General features: G+C 66.9%; 14 protein-coding genes. 6 read left to right on the top strand and 8 right to left on the bottom strand.

Translation table 11 applies throughout. From position 1 onward, the window contains the following. Positions 1–245 precede the first annotated feature (245 nt). From dnaB to BLW09_RS18065, 6 genes are all read right to left on the bottom strand, one after another. Entirely contained in the window at positions 246–1,619 is a 1,374-nt protein-coding gene (dnaB, locus tag BLW09_RS18090) for a replicative DNA helicase (protein WP_089916087.1), read from the bottom strand. Between the two features lie 461 nt (positions 1,620–2,080). After that, positions 2,081–2,533 carry a 50S ribosomal protein L9 gene (rplI, locus tag BLW09_RS18085; protein ID WP_018189011.1) on the bottom strand — a complete coding sequence of 151 codons (453 nt, stop codon included), beginning with the start codon at positions 2,531–2,533 and terminating at the stop codon, positions 2,081–2,083. Between the two features lie 11 nt (positions 2,534–2,544). Further along, positions 2,545–2,808, bottom strand: coding sequence for a 30S ribosomal protein S18 (rpsR, locus tag BLW09_RS18080; RefSeq protein ID WP_018189012.1), 264 nt, complete (start codon positions 2,806–2,808; stop codon positions 2,545–2,547). Between the two features lie 81 nt (positions 2,809–2,889). Next, positions 2,890–3,402: a single-stranded DNA-binding protein gene (locus BLW09_RS18075; RefSeq protein WP_089916084.1), complete on the bottom strand. Its 513-nt coding sequence runs from the start codon at positions 3,400–3,402 to the stop codon at positions 2,890–2,892. A 4-nt stretch (positions 3,403–3,406) separates the two neighbouring features. Then, positions 3,407–3,778: a 30S ribosomal protein S6 gene (gene rpsF / locus BLW09_RS18070; RefSeq protein ID WP_018189014.1), complete on the bottom strand. Its 372-nt coding sequence runs from the start codon at positions 3,776–3,778 to the stop codon at positions 3,407–3,409. Between the two features lie 233 nt (positions 3,779–4,011). After that, a complete protein-coding gene (locus BLW09_RS18065; protein WP_089916081.1) occupies positions 4,012–5,436 on the bottom strand; it encodes a CCA tRNA nucleotidyltransferase in 1,425 nt (474 codons plus the stop codon). 95 nt (positions 5,437–5,531) lie between these two features. On the opposite strand from BLW09_RS18065, the gene BLW09_RS18060 reads away from it, so the two are divergent. The 6 genes from BLW09_RS18060 to BLW09_RS18035 all read left to right on the top strand — a co-directional run bounded on the left by BLW09_RS18060 (position 5,532) and on the right by BLW09_RS18035 (position 13,842). Further along, entirely contained in the window at positions 5,532–7,823 is a 2,292-nt protein-coding gene (locus BLW09_RS18060) for a DUF6049 family protein (protein ID WP_231946945.1), read from the top strand. Continuing rightward, positions 7,816–9,423 (top strand): murein biosynthesis integral membrane protein MurJ, encoded by a 1,608-nt coding sequence (gene murJ / locus BLW09_RS18055; RefSeq protein WP_089916076.1) that lies wholly within the window; start codon positions 7,816–7,818, stop codon positions 9,421–9,423. Before BLW09_RS18060 ends, murJ begins: the two co-directional genes overlap by 8 nt. Positions 9,424–10,081: 658 nt before the next feature. Then, the gene (gene trxB / locus BLW09_RS18050) at positions 10,082–11,068 is read left to right on the top strand and encodes a thioredoxin-disulfide reductase (protein WP_089916073.1); all 987 of its coding nucleotides are present in this window, start codon (positions 10,082–10,084) and stop codon (positions 11,066–11,068) included. Positions 11,069–11,082: 14 nt separating this feature from the next. After that, on the top strand, positions 11,083–11,409 hold the full coding sequence (gene trxA / locus BLW09_RS18045) for a thioredoxin (RefSeq protein ID WP_089916071.1): 327 nt from the start codon (positions 11,083–11,085) through the stop codon (positions 11,407–11,409). Positions 11,410–11,545: 136 nt separating this feature from the next. Then, on the top strand, positions 11,546–12,871 hold the full coding sequence (locus BLW09_RS18040) for an aminotransferase-like domain-containing protein (RefSeq protein ID WP_089916068.1): 1,326 nt from the start codon (positions 11,546–11,548) through the stop codon (positions 12,869–12,871). Between the two features lie 14 nt (positions 12,872–12,885). Continuing rightward, complete coding sequence (locus tag BLW09_RS18035; protein ID WP_089916064.1) at positions 12,886–13,842, top strand: D-alanine--D-alanine ligase family protein; 957 nt, start codon at positions 12,886–12,888, stop codon at positions 13,840–13,842. 9 nt (positions 13,843–13,851) lie between these two features. On the opposite strand, the gene BLW09_RS18030 is transcribed toward BLW09_RS18035, so the two are convergent. Beyond that, positions 13,852–14,823: a ParB/RepB/Spo0J family partition protein gene (locus BLW09_RS18030; RefSeq protein ID WP_089916061.1), complete on the bottom strand. Its 972-nt coding sequence runs from the start codon at positions 14,821–14,823 to the stop codon at positions 13,852–13,854. Next, positions 14,823–15,722 carry a ParA family protein gene (locus BLW09_RS18025; protein ID WP_269457899.1) on the bottom strand — a complete coding sequence of 300 codons (900 nt, stop codon included), beginning with the start codon at positions 15,720–15,722 and terminating at the stop codon, positions 14,823–14,825. The genes BLW09_RS18030 and BLW09_RS18025 overlap by 1 nt, the downstream gene beginning before the upstream one ends. Between the last annotated feature and the right edge of the window lie 3,207 nt (positions 15,723–18,929).

Here is an 18,929-nt window from a genome sequence, read left to right as displayed (position 1 = left end):
GTCCGGGCCTTAGGGCCGAAAGCTACAAACATGCCGCCGAGGCAGCCCGTCCCCGTGACGAAGGCCGAACAGTTGATAGCCGTCGACGCTCCCGAGGCTACAATCGAAACGATCTTCCCATGTCCGTCGAGGGCGTTGCCGTAGCTTGAGAAGACGGGCGGAGCTGCTGCACCGTTCGTCCCTTGCTAGCATCGGTCAACATTCAGGCGGATTTGCCAATTTCGGCGCGGAACCTACAGACCGGATCAGATCGGGGCCATGTCGGTGAAGCGTGAGTACATGCCCTGGAAGGCGACCGTCACCGTCCGGGTGGGGCCGTTGCGGTGCTTGGCGACGATGAGGTCGGCCTCGCCGGCGCGGGGGTTGTCCTTCTCGTAGGCGGACTCGCGGTGCAGCAGGATGACCACGTCGGCGTCCTGCTCGATCGAGCCGGACTCGCGGAGGTCGCTCAGGGCGGGGAGCTTGTCCGCGCGCTGCTCGGGACCACGGTTCAGCTGCGACAGGGCGATGACCGGCACCTGGAGCTCCTTGGCGAGGAGCTTGAGGGCACGCGAGAACTCGCTGACCTCCTGCTGACGGCTCTCGACGCGCTTGCCGCTGGTCATGAGCTGCAGGTAGTCGATGATCACCATCTTGAGGCCGACGCGCTGCTTGAGGCGGCGGCACTTGGCGCGGATCTCGACCAGAGTCATGTTCGGGCTGTCGTCGATGTACAGCGGGGCGTCGTTGATGCGGCCGCGGGTGGAGGCGATGGTCGTCCAGTCGCGGTTGTCGACCGTTCCCTTGCGCATGTTCTGAAGCGGGACGGTCGCTTCGGCGGAGAGGAGGCGCATGGCGATCTCGCTTCGGCCCATCTCGAGCGAGAAGAAGATGGTGGGCATGTCGTGCTTGATCGCCGCGGCGCGGGCGAAGTCGAGCGCGAGCGTCGACTTTCCGAGCGCGGGTCGCGCGGCGACGATGACCATCTGGCCGGGGTGGAGCCCGTTGGTCAGCTCGTCCAGCTCGGCGAAGCCGGTCGGAACGCCCGTCATCGAGCCGTCCTTGTGCTTCGCCGCCTCGATCTCGTCGATCGCGACGGTGACGGCCTCGGTCAGCGGGACGTAGTCCTCGGTCTCCTGGGTGCCGGTGACGGAGTAGATCTCGGCCTGCGCGTTGTTGACGAGGTCGAGCACCTCGCCCTCGGCCTTGTAGCCCATCTGCGTGATGCGCGTGCCGGCCTCCACGAGCCGGCGGAGCAGGGCCTTCTCACCGACGATGTTGGCGTAGTAGCCCGCGTTTGCCGCGGTCGGGACGAGGCTGGTCAGGGTGTGGAGGTACTCGGCGCCCCCGGCGCGGGACAGCTCGCCGATCTTGGTCAGCTCGTCGGTGACCGTGATGACGTCGGTCGGCTCTCCGTGCGAGTAGAGCGACAGGATCGCGTCGTAGATGATCTCGTGCTTGGGGATGTAGAAGTCGGTGCCGCGGATGACCTCGACGACGTCGGCGACGGCATCCTTGCTGAGCAGCATGCCACCGAGGGCGCTCTGCTCGGCGAGGAGATCGTGCGGCGGAGTGCGCTCCGGGGAGCGGGTGTCACCCTGGTCACGACCGTCGGCGAGACCGATATGGGCGATCGACACATTCACTCCTCTACTGGTCAGGTGCCTCCGGGCACGACGAGGCCGTCGCGGGCTCGTCCATCGCTTCCGCGTGGACGCGTTCCCTCGGGTCGATTGTCGGGACGACCTCCGACATTGCCGCTCTTCGCGGCTGTCGTCCGTCGACGTCGATCAACCCTACGAAGCCCCGTCCACGCCCACAACTCAGCCTGTGGATAAAACTGGGGAGAATGTGGGCGAAACGCCGTAGAGCGTGTGCAAAAGGTGTGTGGAACTCTGTGGAGAAAAAAGAACTTCGGTGGAGTAAAGTCCATCTGATCTGCTCTTTTACTTTCCCCAGCCTGTGTGTAAAAACTTCCTTGAACCCTGTGTTCAAGCTTGCTCGCATTGCGACCGAACCTGTGTACAGAACTGAGGAAATCAGCCTTAACCAGAGGTAGCGGCGGGCCTTCGCCCGCCGCTACACTTCTGCTTCGTCGCGCCTACTTGGCAGCGACCACCTGGAGGCTGATGACGGCCGAGAGGTCGTCGTGCAGCCGCACGGTCGCCTCGTGGTCGCCGACGACCTTGATGGGGTTCGGAAGCTCGATCTTGCGCTTGTCGAGCTCGCCGATGCCGGCCGCCTTGACGGCGTCCGCGACATCGCCGGTCTTGACCGAACCGAACAGACGGCCCTCGCGGCCCGCCTTGACGGTCAGCTTGACCTTGGTCGCCTCGAGCTTGGCCTTGAGGTCCTGGGCCTGCTCGACGGTGTGCAGCTCGCGGGCGGCACGGGCCGCCTTGATCTGCTCGACCTGCTTCTCGCCACCACGGGACCACGCGATCGCGAAGCCCTGCGGGACGAGGTAGTTGCGCGCGTAGCCGTTCTTGACGTCGACGACGTCACCGGCAGAGCCGAGGCCGGTGACCTCGTGCGTGAGAATAACCTTCGACATGTCGTTGCTCCTTAGCGGCCAGAGCCGGCGTAGGGGAGGAGCGCCATCTCGCGCGCGTTCTTGACCGCGCGGGCGATGAGGCGCTGCTCCTGGACGGAGACACCGGTGATGCGACGGGCGCGGATCTTTCCACGCTCCGAGATGAACTTACGCAGGGTGGCGACGTCCTTGTAATCGATGACGCCGACGCGAACGGACTTCGCGGGGGCGGCGTTCTTGCCGTCCTTGCCCTTGCGGATCGGCTTGCGGCGGTCGCCGCTCGACTTTCCAGCCATGGTTTCCTTTGCTTTCCGCCCGGCCCGGCCTCCGGCCGGCGGGCTGATGATGTGTGCCCCTCTGCGGAGGAGCGAGTCTCGTTAGAAGGGGGTCTCGTCGTTGTAGGAGCCCGGAGTGTTCCAGACATCCGCACCGGCGGAGGGGTCCGCCGGAGCCGATGCGGCCCACGGCTCCTCGACAGCAGGCGCACCGCCGCCGAAGCCACCCGCGCTTCGTCCGCCTCCGGACGACTGCGTGCGGGTGATCTGAGCGGTGGCGTAGCGCAGCGACGGGCCGATCTCGTCGATCTCGAGCTCGATGCTGGTGCGCTTCTCGCCTTCCTTCGTCTCGTAGGAGCGCTGCTTGAGGCGGCCCTGCGCGATGACGCGCGACCCCTTGGTCAGCGAACCCGCGACGTGCTCCGCGAACTCGCGCCAGACGCTGGCGCGGAGGAACAGAGCCTCACCGTCCTTCCACTCGTTCGCCTGACGGTCGAACGTGCGGGGGGTGGACGCGATGGTGAAGTTGGCGACAGCCAGCCCGTTCTGCGTGTAGCGCAGCTCGGGATCGGCGGTGAGGTTCCCCACCACGGTGATGACGGTCTCGCCGGCCATGGGACTAGGCGCCGGCCTTCTCGGAGGTGGCAGCCTTGCGGGCGGCCTTCTCGTCGGCACGCTTCTGAGCGGCGGCGACCTGAGCGATCGCCTCCTCTGCGCGGAGGACCTTGGTGCGCATGACGGCCTCGCTGAGCTTCAGCTGGCGGTCGAGCTCCTTGGTCGTGTCGCCCTCAGCGGTGAGCTGGACGACGGCGTAGATGCCCTCGGACTTCTTGTTGATCTCGTAAGCCAGGCGACGACGTCCCCAGATGTCGACGTTGTCGATCGTTCCACCGTCGTTACGGACGACGTTGAGGAACTTGTCAAGGCTCGGAGCCACGGTGCGCTCATCGATCTCGGGATCGAGGATGACCATCAACTCGTACTGATGCATGACTAACCCACCTCCTCTGGTCTCAGCGGCTGCAGACGTTCTGCAGCAGGAGGGTGTCATAGACGCGCCCAGGGCAGGACTCTGCCCGGGCAACTTCCCTAGCGTAACGGATGCGGGTGCGGGGCGCCAGCATCCACGGGCCGGGGAAGCCGGATCTGTGGACGGTCCCGAGACGAGACGACCTGTGGACGGAATCGCTCAGAACGCGGGGGAGTGGGCACCCGGGCGCCGGCTCAGCGGCTCTCCCACCAGGTGAGGAGACGCCGCGTGGCCTCCTCTTCGCCCAGAGGACCTTCGTCCAGTCGGAGCTCGAGGAGGAACCGCATCGCCTGACCCACCTCTCGGCCCGGGCGGATGCCGAGGATGCTCATCACCTGTTCGCCGTTCAGATCGGGGCGGACCGCATCCATCTCCTCCTGCTCGCGGAGCTCGCGGATGCGCGTCTCGAGATCGTCGTAGGCGAAGCCCAGACGGTCCGCCTTTCGCCGGTTCCGCGTCGTGACGTCAGCCCGCGTGAGCATGTGCAGCCGCTCAAGCTCCAGGCCCGCGTCGCGGACGTACCGGCGCACCGCCGAGTCGGTCCAGTGCGCGTCGGCGTAGCCGAAGAACCGCAGGTGCAGCTCGATCAGCCGGGCGACGGAGTCGATGGTCGACTTGTCGAACCGCAGGGCGGTCAGCCGCTTCTTCGCGAGCTTCGCGCCGACCAGGTCGTGATGGTAGAAGCTGACGGCACCGCCCGGCTCGAAGCGCCGGGTCGCGGGCTTGCCGATGTCGTGGAGGATGGCCGCCAGCCGCAGCACCAGATCGGGCGCCTCGCCGGGATGCCGCTCCTTCTCATATCCGATCGCCTGGTCCAGCACGGTGAGGCTGTGCTGGTACACGTCCTTGTGGTGGTGGTGCTCGTCGGCTTCGAGCCGGAGCGCGGGGATCTCGGGGATCACCTCATCCGCCAGGCCGGTCTCGACGAGGAGTTCGAGCCCGCGGCGCGGTTCGTCGGCCATCAGCAGCTTGCTCAGTTCGTCGCGCACCCGCTCGGCGCTGACGATCTCGATCCGGTCGGCCATCGACGACATGGCCTCACGGGTGGCCTCATCGACCGTGAAGCCCAGCTGAGCGGTGAAGCGCGCTGCGCGCATCATCCGCAGCGGGTCGTCGCCGAAGGAGATCTGGGGGCTGCTCGGCGTGGTGATCACCCCGGCGATGAGGTCCTCCACGCCGCTGGACGGATCCACCAGCCGCACTTCCGGCAACCGGAGCGCCAGGGCGTTGACCGTGAAGTCCCGGCGCAGGAGGTCGCCCTCGAGGGTGTCGCCGAACTCCACCTCGGGCTTGCGGGTGGTGCCGTCGTAGCTGTCGCTGCGGTACGTGGTGATCTCGACGGTGTCGTCACCGAGTCGCGCGCCGATCGTTCCGTACTTGCGGCCGACGTCCCAGACCGCGTCGGCGATGGGCGCGACTACCCGCGCGATGTCGTCGGGCCGGGCGTCCGTCGTGAAGTCGAGGTCGTGCACAGCACGGCCGAGCAGGGCATCGCGGACGGGCCCCCCGACCAGGGCCAGCTCATGTCCCGCGGCTTGGAACGCGTCGGCGAGACGGGCGACCGACGGCGTGCGCGCGAGGTCGCCGAGACGTTCGAGTGATTCGGCGACGCTCTGCATGGTGCCCCAGTTTAACGGCCCCGCTCGCCGGCCTCTCAGCGGGCGGCCTCTAGAATCGACCACATGGAGGCCGAGTCGGGATCGCGCGTCGACGCATGACGGCAACCTCCCCCACCCTCCGGAGGGGTGCGTCGCTCCGCGCCCGTCTGCGCGTGGCGTCGGCGGCACTGGCCGTCGGGGCGCTCGCCGTCCTCGCCGGCGTGGTGCACCCGTCGGGGTCCGCGGTCGCAGCCGGACCGACACGGGCGGCGGCCGGTGCAGCGCTGACCGCATCCATCACGGCCGACGACGCGGGAGTCCTGACACCCGGCAAAGACCTGGGAGTGTCGGTCACGGTGTCCAATCCGACGGACACCGCTTTCGAGTCGGGAACCGTGTCCCTCTGGGTCGACCCCGCAGCGCAGAACGATCGCTCCGCGCTCGCCTCCTGGCTGTCCTCGACGGACCCCGTCTCTGGAGCCGTCGACCTCGGCACCGCGCAGCTGAACACGCTGGAACCAGGATCGAGCGCCGTCGTTCGCGTCAGCGCGCCCGCCGCCTCCCTCCCGTTCGCCGGACGGACGACCTCTGCGGTCTTCGGGATCGGCGCAACGGTGGATGCCGGATCGTCGGACACCACGGCACGCGGCTCGGTCGTCTGGTACCCGGGCGGCACCGCCAAGCAGGCGAGCGTCAACGTCGCGCTCCCGATCGTGACCCCGTCCGGCACGAACGGCATCATCCCGGCCGACGATCTGGCGACCTACACGGCTCCCAACGGCATCCTCACGCGTGAGCTCGACGGCCTGTCGGGCCATACCACCGTCACGGTCGGCATCGACCCGATGATCATCGCCTCGATCCGGGTGCTCGGCAACGCCGCCCCGGCGAGCGCCGTCGACTGGCTCGGGCGCCTCGCCGACCTGCCCAACGAAACCTTCTCGCTGGGTTACGGTGATGCCGACCTGGCCGGGCAGATCCAGGCGGGCCTCCCGGCACCGCTGCAGCCGACCTCGCTCGCCTATGCGATCGACCCGAAGAACTTCACGCCGGCGCCGACGCCCGTGGGCGAGCCGGCCACCGCGTCGCCCACCCCCGCTCCGAAGACCTCGTCCACGACCCCCAGCCCCACCCCGACGACCACCCCCGGGCCCGTCCTGCCGACGATGGATGAGCTGCTGGCCTGGGACTACACCCTCACCGGCGTCGCCTGGCCGGGCGACAAGACGGTGCGTCGAGCCGACCTTCCGCCTCTCGCGGCCGCCGGTCTGAAGACCACCATCGTGTCGGGCAGCAACACCAACGCCGCCGACCTCGGCACCACTCCGAACGCGACTCTGAGCTCCGGCGACACCCGCATCCTGGCCTCCGACCAGCCGCTCAGCGACGCTCTGCGGCAGGCGATCTCGGCGCCGAGCGACGTCGCGTGGAACTCCGCCATGTCGAAGGTGAACGCCCAGTTGGAGCTCATCGCGCAGGAATCGGGCGACGCACGCCGCCTCCTCGTCGCCCTCGACCGTTCCTGGCCGTCGAGCGGAACCCAGTTCGAACGAACACTCAACGCCCTGTTCTCCTCGCCGTGGTCGGCCCCTGCCTCCTTCCCTTCCGTCGCGGGCGCACCGCAGACCTCCGGCTTCGACCTGGTCGACTCGCCGGAGAGCGCCGATCGCATCACCGACATCAGCGCTCTCGTCCAGGACGAAGGCGCACTGGGGCAGTTCGCCACCGTGCTCGACGACCCGACGACGCTGACCGGCCGCACGCGCTCCGATCTGCTCGCCGTCCTCGCGGTCTCGTGGCTGAACCCGCGGACCGATTGGAACGCGGCCGTCGCGAAAGAGCGGGCGGCGACGACCAAGACGCTTCACTCCATCCGCATCCTGCCGACCGAGAACGTCAACCTCGTGAGCGCGCAAGGATCCATCCCCTTCACGGTCAGCAACGGGCTCACCGACGAAGCCGTGACCATCGTGCTGTCGGCCGCCCCGTCGAACGGCCGGCTCGAGGTCGATCAGTCGACCACGAAGCGAATCGTGAAGGACTCGCGCGCGACCGTCCTCATCCCCGTCAAGGCGAAGGTCGGGAACGGCCAGGTCGTGCTGTCGCTGCATCTGTACAGCCCCACCGGCGTCCCGATCGGCGACCCCACCTCGGTGACGGTGGATGTGCACGCCGACTGGGAGGGCATCGGCGCGCTGATCTTCGGCATCCTGCTGGTGCTGCTGTTCGGTTTCGGGATCGTCCGCAACATCCTGCGTCGCCGGTCGAAACGCGCGGAGGACGCCGCCGATGGGGCCGCCGATGAGGCCGGCTCGGAAGCGCCTGCCGAGAGCGACACAGATGTAACCAGGTCAGAGGGTTCGGATGGCTCCGGTACGCCGCCCCCGGAGGAGCGGCCCGGTGGCTAGCATCGGCCGCGCGAGTGCGCTGCTCGCCTCCGGCACCCTGGTGTCGCGCCTCCTCGGCTTCGCGAAGGCGTGGCTGCTGGTGCAGGCGATCGGCGCGGTATCGTTCGCTGCCAACGCATATGGGACAGCCACTGCCATACCGAACAGTGTCTACGCGATCATCACTCAGGGGCTGCTCAACGCGGTTCTCGTGCCCCAGATTGTTCGGGCGTCGGTGAATCCGGACGGGGGGCGCGCCTACATCAACAAGCTCGTCACCCTCGGCATGGTGATATTCGCTCTGGTGGCGGTGGTGGCGACAGCCCTGGCACCTGCCCTCGTGGCTTTGTTCGGCGTGCTGCCGGCGCAGAGAGATCTGGCAACTGCTTTTGCCTACTGGTCGCTGCCTCAGATCTTCTTCCTCGGGCTCTACACACTGCTCGGGGAAGTGCTCAATGCGAAGAAGTCGTTCGGGCCCTTCACCTGGGCCCCTGTAGTGAACAACGTCGTGGCAATCGTCACTCTGTGCATCTTCATCGTCGCGTTCGGCGCGTCAGCGACGGGAAGCCAGCACCAGTCCTGGTCGCCGGGAATGGTCGCGCTCCTGGCTGGTGGTGCCACTCTCGGGGTCGCTGTGCAGGCGCTCATGCTGTTCGTGTTCTGGCGCCGAGTAGGGCTCCGCTTCCGCCTCGATTTCGGCTGGCGCGGGGTAAACCTTGGGACGGCAGGCAAGGCGGCGGGCTGGACGTTCGCCATGCTCATAGCCACGCAGGTTGCCGGCATCGTAGAAAGCAATGTTTCCAATTCCGCTGGAGAAGGGAACGCCGGCTTCTTCGTGATGCAGAACGCGTGGCTCATCTTCATGCTCCCGCACGGCATCATCGCGGTCTCGATCGTCACCGCGTACTACACGCGGATGGCGGAGCATGCGCAGCGCGGCTCAGTCGCCGCGTTCCGGGACGACTTCTCCTCGGCCGCACGCGCGATCATGCTCTTCATCGTCTTCGCCTCCGCCGCCCTGATCGTCACCTCGTACCCGATCGCCCGCGTCTTCACCTCCGACTACCAGGCCATGGGGCCCGTGCTCATCGCATACCTCGTCGGCCTCGTGCCGTTCTCGCTCGTCTTCATGGCGCAGCGGGCGTTCTACTCGCTCGGCGACACCCGCACGCCGTTCGTCTTCACCGTCGCGCAGTCGGCGATCATCGTCGTCGGCGTACTGCTCTGCTTCGCCGTCCCGCCGGAGATCCGGGCGGCCTCCGTCGCCCTGGTGGTCTCGATCGCCAGCATGATCCAGGCGGTGCTGGCGTTCGCCCTGCTCCGTCGCAGCACTGGGGGAGTGGACGCGGGCCGCATCCTGGGCTCGCTCTGGCGTTTCGCCGTCGCCGGGCTGGCCGCAATCGTCGCCGGTGCTGGCTTCCTCGTCATCCTCGGCGGCGTCGAGCCGGGTGCCTTCCCGGTGAGCGGCGCGATCCCCGCGATCATCGCGACGGCCATCGTCGGCGTGGTCATGCTGGTGGTCTACGTCGGCATCCTCGGACTTCTCCGGTCGCCCGATCTGGAGAACGGGCTCGCACCCGTTCTGAACCGCGCCGGAGGGCGTGCTCGCACACCCAGGTGACAGTCAGACGCCGGGCCCGGGGCCCTGACGACCGCCAGGGCTCCGAGTCCGCTGTCCCTGACGGCTACTTGGTTTCCACGAAACCTCTGTAGGGCGCACCTGCCCCGCCACAACTCCCGTGGTTCACCCAAGTGCACGCCGGCGACTTCACCCACGCACTATAGACAGTGTGGGTTTTCGGGTTGCCGAAGATGTCAATTCCCGTCTGGCACGTGTGACCGACTCTGAACTGACCGCTTCCGCTACACGTTGCAGTAGCTCCACCTCGGTCGGAGCTCACGCTGCACTTCGGTGCGGCGGATGCCGCGGGTGCGGCTACGATTCCCGCGACCCCGATCGCAACGACGAGTGAGACAACCCCAGCAAGCCTTCGAGTTGCGCGTCCCATGATGTTCTCCTGTATCTCTTGCAGACGTGGCCGAGTCGCCCCGTCAGAGCGAAAGTAGTGAACATCCACCTCGTTATGAATATCTCATAGGCGTTTTGAATGCATGCGTAGCCTCGGCCCGATCCGGAGGCCGGTCTCGCGCCCGTTCTGAACCGCGCCGGAGGGCGTTCTCGCGCGCCCAGGTGACACGGAATAGCATCCGCCTAGGATGTGTTCTACAGGTCGACGCCTCCAGACGAAGGTGTCGCGATCAGGTCAAGGAGTTCCGCCGTGCGGCAGATCATCATCATCGGTTCCGGCCCTGCCGGTTACACCGCGGCCATCTACGCGGCCCGCGCCAACCTGAAGCCGCTGCTGATCGCCTCCTCTGTCGAGGCCGGCGGCGAGCTGATGAACACCACTGAGGTCGAGAACTTCCCGGGCTTCCCGGAGGCCGTGATGGGCCCCGACCTCATGTTCAAGATGCAGGCGCAGGCCGAGAAGTTCGGAACCGAGATCGTCCTCGACGACGTCGTCTCCGTCGACCTGACCGGCGAGGTCAAGCGCGTCACGCTCGGCTCCGGCGCCGTTCACGAGGCTCTCGCCGTGATCTTCGCGACGGGTTCCGCGTACCGCAAGCTCGGCCTGGAGGACGAAGAGCGCCTCTCCGGCCACGGCGTCTCCTGGTGCGCCACCTGCGACGGCTTCTTCTTCCGTCAGCGCACGATCGCGGTCGTCGGCGGCGGCGACTCGGCGATGGAGGAGGCCACCTTCCTCACCCGCTTCGCCGACAAGGTCTACATCATCCACCGCCGCGACTCCCTGCGTGCCTCCAAGATCATGCAGGAGCGCGCGTTCGCCAACGACAAGATCGAGTTCATCTGGAACACCGAGGTCGTCGGCATCGGAGGCGACGAGCAGGTGCAGGATGTGAAGCTCCGCAACCTCGTCACGGGCGAGGAGAGCGAGCTGCAGCTGCACGGGCTGTTCATCGCGATCGGCAACGACCCCCGCGTCCACCTGGTGCACGGTCAGCTGGACCTGACCGCCGAGGGTACGATCGCCGTCGACGGGCGGAGCTCGAAGACCAACCTGCCCGGTGTGTTCGCGGCGGGCGACGTCATCGACCCGACCTACCGCCAGGCGGTCACCGCCGCCGCGTCCGGAACGGTGGCCGCGCTCGACGCGGAGCACTACCTGACGACGCTTCCCCAGAACTTGCTCGACAGCGCAGCGGATGGCGCGTCGGGCGATCTCGAACTCACGACCACCGCATAAGGAGATACAAGAAAATGTCAGCAGCACGTTCGGTCACGGACGCCAGCTTCGAGCAGGACGTCCTCAACAGCGAGAAGACCATTCTGGTGGACTTCTGGGCTGAGTGGTGCGGCCCGTGTCGCGCCGTCGGCCCCATCCTCGACCAGATCGCCTCCGAGCACGCCGACAAGATCGAGATCGTCAAGCTCAACGTCGACGAGAACCCGCAGACCGCTGCGAAGTACCAGATCACCTCCATCCCCGCGATGAAGGTCTACCAGGGTGGCGAGGTCGTCAAGACCGTCATCGGCGCGAAGCCGAAGCCCGCCCTCGAGGCCGACCTGGCCGCCTACCTCGCGTAGCGCGACCCGTCCTCTTCAGACCCGTCCGGCGCTCACCCGCCGGGCGGGTCTTTTTCGTACCCGTGAGCGCACCGATTTTCTTCGCGGTGCGTCGCCCCCATAGCATGGCTCAACGGCAGAGAAACGGAACTCACACGTGATCGAACACGGCACCCCGCCTCAGCGGGGCAACAATCTGGACCCGTGGTATCACCACTACGCACAGCGTACGAGCGGCCTCGCCGCCAGTGAGGTCCGAGCCCTGTTCGCCGTCGCCAGCCGCCCCGAGGTGGTCTCGCTGGCCGGCGGCATGCCGTTCGTCTCCGCCCTGCCGCAGGACCTGGTGGTCGGCGCGATGGACCGCGTCATGCGTGAGCAGGGAGCTGTCGCCCTCCAGTACGGCTCGGGACAGGGCGTTCCGGCCCTCCGTGAGCAGATCCTCGACGTCATGGCGCTCGAAGGCATCAGCGGAAGCGCCGACGACGTGGTCATCACCACCGGTTCGCAGCACGCGCTGGAGCTGTTCAGCAAGCTCTTCATCGATCCGGGCGACGTCGTGCTCGCCGAGGGTCCGAGCTATGTGACCGCGATGGTCATCTTCAAGTCGTACCAGGCCGAGGTCGATCATGTGCCGATGGATGCGCACGGCCTCGTCCCCGAGGCGCTGCGCGAGCACATCGCGCGGCTGAAGGCGGCCGGGCGTCGTGTGAAGTTCCTCTACACGGTCCCGACGTTCCATAACCCCGCCGGCGTGACGTCAACCTGGGAGCGGCGGCTCGAGATCCTCGAGATCGCTCGGGAGAACGACATCCTCGTGCTGGAGGACAACCCGTACGGGCTCCTGTACTTCGACGAGAAGCCGCCCGCGGCCATGCGTTCGGTGGAGAAGGACGGCGTCGTCTACCTCGGAACATTCTCCAAGACACTCGCCCCCGGATTCCGTGTGGGCTGGGCGTTGGCGCCGCACGCCATCCGCGAGAAGCTCATCCTCGCCAACGAGGCGGCGATCCTCAGCCCGAGCTCGTTCAGTCAGCTGGTCATCTCCGAGTACCTGCAGGACGCCGACTGGCGGGCGCAGATCGACACCTTCCGCGGCGTGTACCGGGAGCGCAAGGAAGCCATGATCTCGGCGTTGAACGAGCACCTGCCCGAGCTCAGCTGGACCGATCCCGCCGGCGGGTTCTACGTCTGGGTCACCCTCCCGCCGCATCTCGACTCGAAGGCGATGCTCCCGCGTGCCGTTACCGAGCTCGTTGCGTACACACCGGGAACCGCGTTCTACGCCGACGGTTCAGGCGCCCAGAACATCCGGCTGTCGTTCTGCTACCCGACTCCCGAGAACATCCGGGTGGGCGTGCGCCGCCTCGCGAACGTCATCGGTGGGGAGCAGGATCTGCTCGACACCTTCGCCGGCACCGGCCCGTTGGACGCCTCCCAGCGCCGGAGCAGGACGAGCGCGAACCCTCCCACCGACCTGCGCTAGAGAAAGACCTGATCATGGCCGAAAAAGAAGCACTGAATGTCGTCGTTCTCGCCGGTGGGATCTCGCACGAGCGCGACGTCTCCCTGCGCACCGGTCGGAGGGTGGCAGACGGCCTGAACGCCCTGGGCCACGCGGTGACGGTACGCGACCCCGACGCCTCGCTGCTCGCCTTCCTCGAAGAGTCGGCACCGGATGTCGTCTGGCCGGCACTGCACGGCGCCAGCGGCGAAGACGGAGCGCTGCGTGGCCTGCTGGAGATCACCGGGGTGCCGTTCGTCGGGTCGCGCGCAGACGCATCCCGGCTCGCCTGGTCGAAGCCGACCGCCAAGACGATCGTCTCGCGGGCGGGTCTCGCGACCCCGGATTCGGTGACCCTGCCGCAGGAGACCTTCCGCGAGCTCGGTGCGAGCAGCGTGCTGGCCACCGTCCTCGACGGACTGGGCCTCCCGCTGGTCGTGAAGCCCGCCCAGGGCGGATCCGCTCAGGGTGTCACCATCGTGACCACCGCCGACGAGCTTCCTCGCGCCATGGTCGATGCGTACACGTACGGCGACGTCGCGCTCATCGAGCGCAAGGTCAACGGCGTCGAGGTCTCCGTCGCGGTGGTGGATGTCGGCGACGGCCCTCAGGCGCTTCCCGCTGTCGAGATCGAACCCGTGGACGGCGTGTACTCCTTCGACGCCCGGTACAACGCGGGGGAGACCCGGTTCTATGTTCCCGCGCGCCTCGATGAGCTGGTGTCGACGGCGGTTGAGGACGCCGCCCGCACGGCCCACGAAGCGCTAGGCCTGCGGCATCTCTCCCGCATCGACCTGATCGTCGACGATGCAGGAACGCCGTGGTTCCTGGAGGCGAACGTGCTGCCCGGACTCACCGAGACGTCCATCATGCCGCAGGCGATCACCGCCTCCGGCCGCGAGCCCGCAGACGTCTACGCAGCATTGGCCGTCGCGGCCATTGCCGACGCCTGAAGGGGACGGTCAGCTGTAGCTGGGCTGTCCGAGCTCGTCGAGGATCCGGTTGAGATCCTGGATGGTGGCGAAGTCCACCACGATCTGGCCCTTGCGCGCGCCGAGAGAAATCTTGACCCGCGTATTCAGCCGATCTCCGAGCTGACCAGCAATTTCATCGAGATGACCTCGGTGCCGGCCCGCCGTCGCCTTGGTGCGCGGGGGCTTCGGCGTCTTGCTCGCCGCGGCCTCGGCAGCGCGCACGGAGAGGTCTTCGTTGACGATCTTGTCGGCGAGGCGGATCATCGCCTCCTGGTCGTCGCCGAGCGACAGGATCGCTCGCGCGTGTCCTGCGCTCAGTACACCTGCGGCGACCCTGGCCTGCACCGACGCCGGCAGCTTGAGGAGCCGGATGGTATTGGTGATCTGCGGACGCGACCGTCCGATCCTGGTGGCGAGCTCCTCCTGAGTGATGCCGAAGTCGGCGAGGAGCTGCTGGTAGGCGGAAGCCTCCTCCAGTGGGTTGAGCTGGCTCCGGTGGAGGTTCTCCAGCAGCGCGTCGCGCAGCATGTCCTCGTCGGCCGTGTCCTTCACGACCGCGGGGATCGTGTCCAGCCCGAGTTCCTTGGTGGCGCGCAGACGGCGCTCGCCCATGATCAGTTCGTAGCGGGCCGGCTCGTCGGGAAGAGGGCGCACGACGACCGGCTGGAGTACGCCCACCTCGCGGATGCTCGCGATCAGCTCGTCGAGGGCGTCACGGTCGAACTCGGTGCGCGGCTGGACGCGGTTCGGCACGATGTCGGCGGGGGAGAGGCTGGCGAGCCGGGCTCCCGGAACCGCGACCAGATCGTCCTCTCGCTCGGCGAGTGCCACGGCCGAGCGCGCCGTCGCCGCTCCCGCATTGCTGTCGGGGAAGAAGACGTCGACGGGACGAGCGGACTGGTCGCTGGTCGGGATGAGGGCGCCGATTCCTCGGCCCAATCCGGTGCGCTTCGCTGCCATTAGCGGGGTACTCCTCTTCGTGCGATCTCGGCGGCCGCCTCCATGTAGGAGAGCGAGCCACTGGAGTTGGTGTCGTAGCTGATGACGCTCTGCCCGTAGCTCGGCGCTTCGGAGATTCGGACCGAGCGCGGGATGATCGTGTCGAGCACTTCGTTGGGGAAGTGCTCGCGAACATCCGCGGCGACCTGATGGGCGAGGTTCGTGCGGGAGTCGTACATCGTGAGCAGGATCGTGGAGACCTGGAGCTTGGGGTTCAGGTGCCGTTCGATCAGCTGGATGTTCTTCAGCAGCTGACTCAGGCCTTCGAGGGCGTAGTACTCGCACTGGATCGGGATGAGGACCTCGCTCGCGGCGACGAACGCGTTGATGGTGAGGAGCCCGAGCGACGGCGGGCAGTCGATGAGCACGTAGTCGATGTCGTACTCGTCGAGGAAGCGGCTGAGTGCTCGCGACAGTCGCTGTTCGCGCGCCACCATGGAGACCAGCTCGATCTCGGCGCCGGCGAGATCGATCGTGGCCGGCACCACGAAGAGCCCGTCGAACTCCGGGCTCTTCTGAATCACCTCATCGAGCTCGCGGTCATTGACCACGACGTCGTAGACGCTAGGAGTGCCCTCGCGGTGCTCGACGCTCAGCGCGGTCGACGCGTTGCCCTGCGGGTCGAGGTCGATCACGAGCACCCGCGCTCCCGACTTGGCGAGTGCCGCGCTGAGGTTGACCACGGTGGTCGTCTTCCCGACGCCACCCTTCTGGTTGGAGATCGTGAAGATCCGCGTCTGCGAAGGAAGGGGGAGCGTAGTGGATGCGATCACCTGGCGACGGCGGGCCAGTTCTTGAATCTCCTGCGCCAGCGGTGTGCCCGCGTCGAAGCTGTCATCCGTCGTGTCGGCATCCGTCACGCTGTCGATCTCACCTACTCCGCCGTGTTCATCCTGATGGGGTTGTTTCACGTGAAACCTCGTCGCTTTGTGGTGCTCCGCACCGGCTTTCGGCTGGCCGTCGGCACACCCTCAGCGCACCCGGGAACAACTCTAACTCGGATGTCCGACGCTTACCGCGCGCCGCGCAACCTGTGGAGAAGTGCGACCCCGAGGACCACCGCGGGCTCGGTCCTCCAGTCCACCGTTTCACGTGAAACGGCGGCCGTCGCGGCTTCGCCCCCTGAGGCGTCGTTGCCATGCCGAAGCTGTTCAGCGCGCGTGCACACGGCACGCTGGTTCGACTTCACATGAGACCAAGGCACGCAGACGAGCGATGTGGCAAGGGAGGGGACTTCGCCTGATCCAGCCGCGGGGCACCGGTCGGGGAGCGCCCGAGCATTGTTGGTGTTCGGGACTACGGGCCGTCGTTCCGCGCAAGGGTAGGGTGCGCGGCCGTACGCGGCCGGCCGTATGGCCAGGGCCGCAGATTCACACTGATCCGTTCAGCAACGACGTCTGCAGGTGCAGCACTCCGTCGGATCGCAACCCGCAGAAGAGCGGACAGGGCCACCGGTTGCGTATTCTCGGCACAAGGCCGACGTTTCACGTGAAACTGACCGCGTACGGCTCGACGCTGTGCCCGGAGGCGGGTCGGTGAAATCCGATCCGCCACCGCGTCTGCAGGTGCAGCACGCCGCTGCACCTTGACCGGCACGGGGAGCAGACCGGCCGGCTGCGTCTGGGAGGCCGGGGGATCTACGTTTCACGTGAAACTCAGGACGTACGGCCCGGCGGTGGACCAGACGGGTCGCTGCAATCCGATCGCGACGACGTCTGCAGGTGCAGCACTCCCCGGACGCCAACCAGCAGGGAAGCAGGCCCGACCGACGATCGCGTCTTCCAGCGTCGGACGCCGGCGTTTCACGTGAAACCCAGGACGTACGACCCAGCGCTGCGCCCTGAGACGGGTCCGTGCAATCCGCTCAGCAACGACGTCTGCAGGTACAGCACTCCCCGGACTCCAACCAGCAGGGAGCGGACCCGACCGACCGACCGCGTCTTCCAGCGCAGGACGCCGACGTTTCACGTGAAACCCAGGACGTACGACCCGGCGGTGCGCCCTGAGACAGGTCAGTTCAATCCGCTCAGCAACGACGTCTGCAGGTACAGCACTCTCCGGACTCCAACCAGCAGGGAGCGGGCCTTACCGACGGATCGCGTCTTCCAGCGTCGGACGCCGACGTTTCACGTGAAACCCAGGACGAACGGGCGGGCGGTGCGCCAAGAGGTTCGGCCTGATCTGCGCACCGCGGGAGCGTCTCCGGGAACGAGGCTCTGCCTCACGTCAACCGGCAGGGGAGCGGTCCGAGCGACCGATCGCGCATCCAGGATCGGCGGCGGACGTTTCACGTGAAACCCAGGACGTGCGGCCAGTCGTTTACCGCTGGAGGTGATACGGCCCGGTCCGATCCGATCAAGACGACTTCTGCAGCTTCAGCACTTCGCCTGGCTCGACACTACGTCCGTCCGTGAGGCCACCCACGCTTCCGGACGCGTCCGCCGGCCCAGCGCCCAGTAGCGGTACGCCCGCATGGCAGCTCTATCGCCGCCAGACCGCCACCGCCACCGCCACCGCATGTCGTACGGAATCGGCTCTGTTGCCCCGAACCGCTCGGTCCGCACGACTCATCCGCGGGGGCGGCTGAGCCCGATGTTGCAGGATCGGGCTCGCGAGTCAAAACGTCAATCGTGAACGTCTGATTCGTGGGGTCCGCCCGATGGCACCCGTACCTGGTGACGGTGAGAACTCATGGTGCCGCACCAGTGTGAGCCCCAACCGACCTCCGACAGACGCCGGCGCGCAACCGTGGAGGTCGCCATCGAGCGAGGGCGCAGAGTGCACGCGGACCCCCCACATGGAGACCGTTTCACGTGAAACACTGCGCAACGCCTCCCGGGTCAGAATTCCAGAGCGGGGATCCTGCGGCGCACCATGCTCGTGCACATCCCGGTCGATTGCCAAACGCAGCGGTCGCTCCACATCTGCGTGCAGACCGCACCACCTGACGGCCACCGGGTCCTGGGCGGGCAAACCCGGGGGAGACGCGGGCGAACCGCGAACCTGACGTTTCACGTGAAACAGGACCACATTGTGCGGCACCATTCCGGGCGCGACGATCGGTACGCCTGACGAGTCGCCTCTGTCGGGGCCCTGTTTGTCGCGCGAGTCCGTCGCATGAACGGGCCCTACAGACCTTCCGGTTCCGATACAGCGCTTCGGCACCATGCGAAAGCAGAAAGTGTCCGATGCCCGATGCAGGACTCGACCCGGCGGTCCCATAGTTCGCCGCGCCCCTTAATGAGCAGCTATTGCAGCGTGTACGTCCGACACCAATCGACGCGGCCGTTTCACGTGAAACCTTACCCATCGTGAGGCCAGCCAGCGGCGGCACCGCTCGAGGGTGCCCGCTTCAACGGCCCCCAGAGCCCAACCAGCACGGCAGTCTCGCAGCGCTCGCGCGCCGCGTCCCGTTGCTTCACCCTCAACGCTCTTCCCACCGATCGGACCATCGGCTCACAACACTCAATCTCAGCGTCTCGACCTCGAGCGATGCGGAGAACCAGACGACAACGGATAGGGGAGGGGGAAAGCCTCCATACGCACCAGCAGGAGAGCGGCGGGAACTCGGTTCGCACACGCATCGCAAGGCGACGGATCGACATCCCACTGCTTCGAACCCGAGGGCCGGACGACCAATCGAATGGACCACGCCGAGCTTGGTCACCCGGCGCGAGTCACGCCCGCACCGATGATCATCTCGTCAAGGCCTGCCGCCGTGATCTCGTACCTACCGGAGAGAGACCGCGGTGCGTGACTCCAACTTCGTTGATGACCCCTTGGCCGAAGGTGCTCGGTCGATACCGACAGACCACAGTCTGTCACAACCGCGACACGGGTTCTCGGGTCAATCCCGACCAACGAGCCCTGATCTCCATTCAGACCATCCACCCCGCGATAGTCGTGATACCCGTGATGGCCCGTGACCCACCACATGCGAAGCCCGAGGTCACATGGAGCGATCCAGGGCTCGGAATCAGCCCCATCCGACACCACATCGTGCAAAACCGGAGCGTCCGAGGAGGCGGAGCGAGGCGCACGATGGCTCTCAGACAACGGAAGCACGC

Origin of the sequence: Leifsonia sp. 21MFCrub1.1 (assembly GCF_900107895.1) — a bacterium.
GTDB lineage: Bacteria > Actinomycetota > Actinomycetes > Actinomycetales > Microbacteriaceae > Leifsonia > Leifsonia soli.
This window is presented reverse-complemented; position numbering and strand designations above follow the sequence as displayed.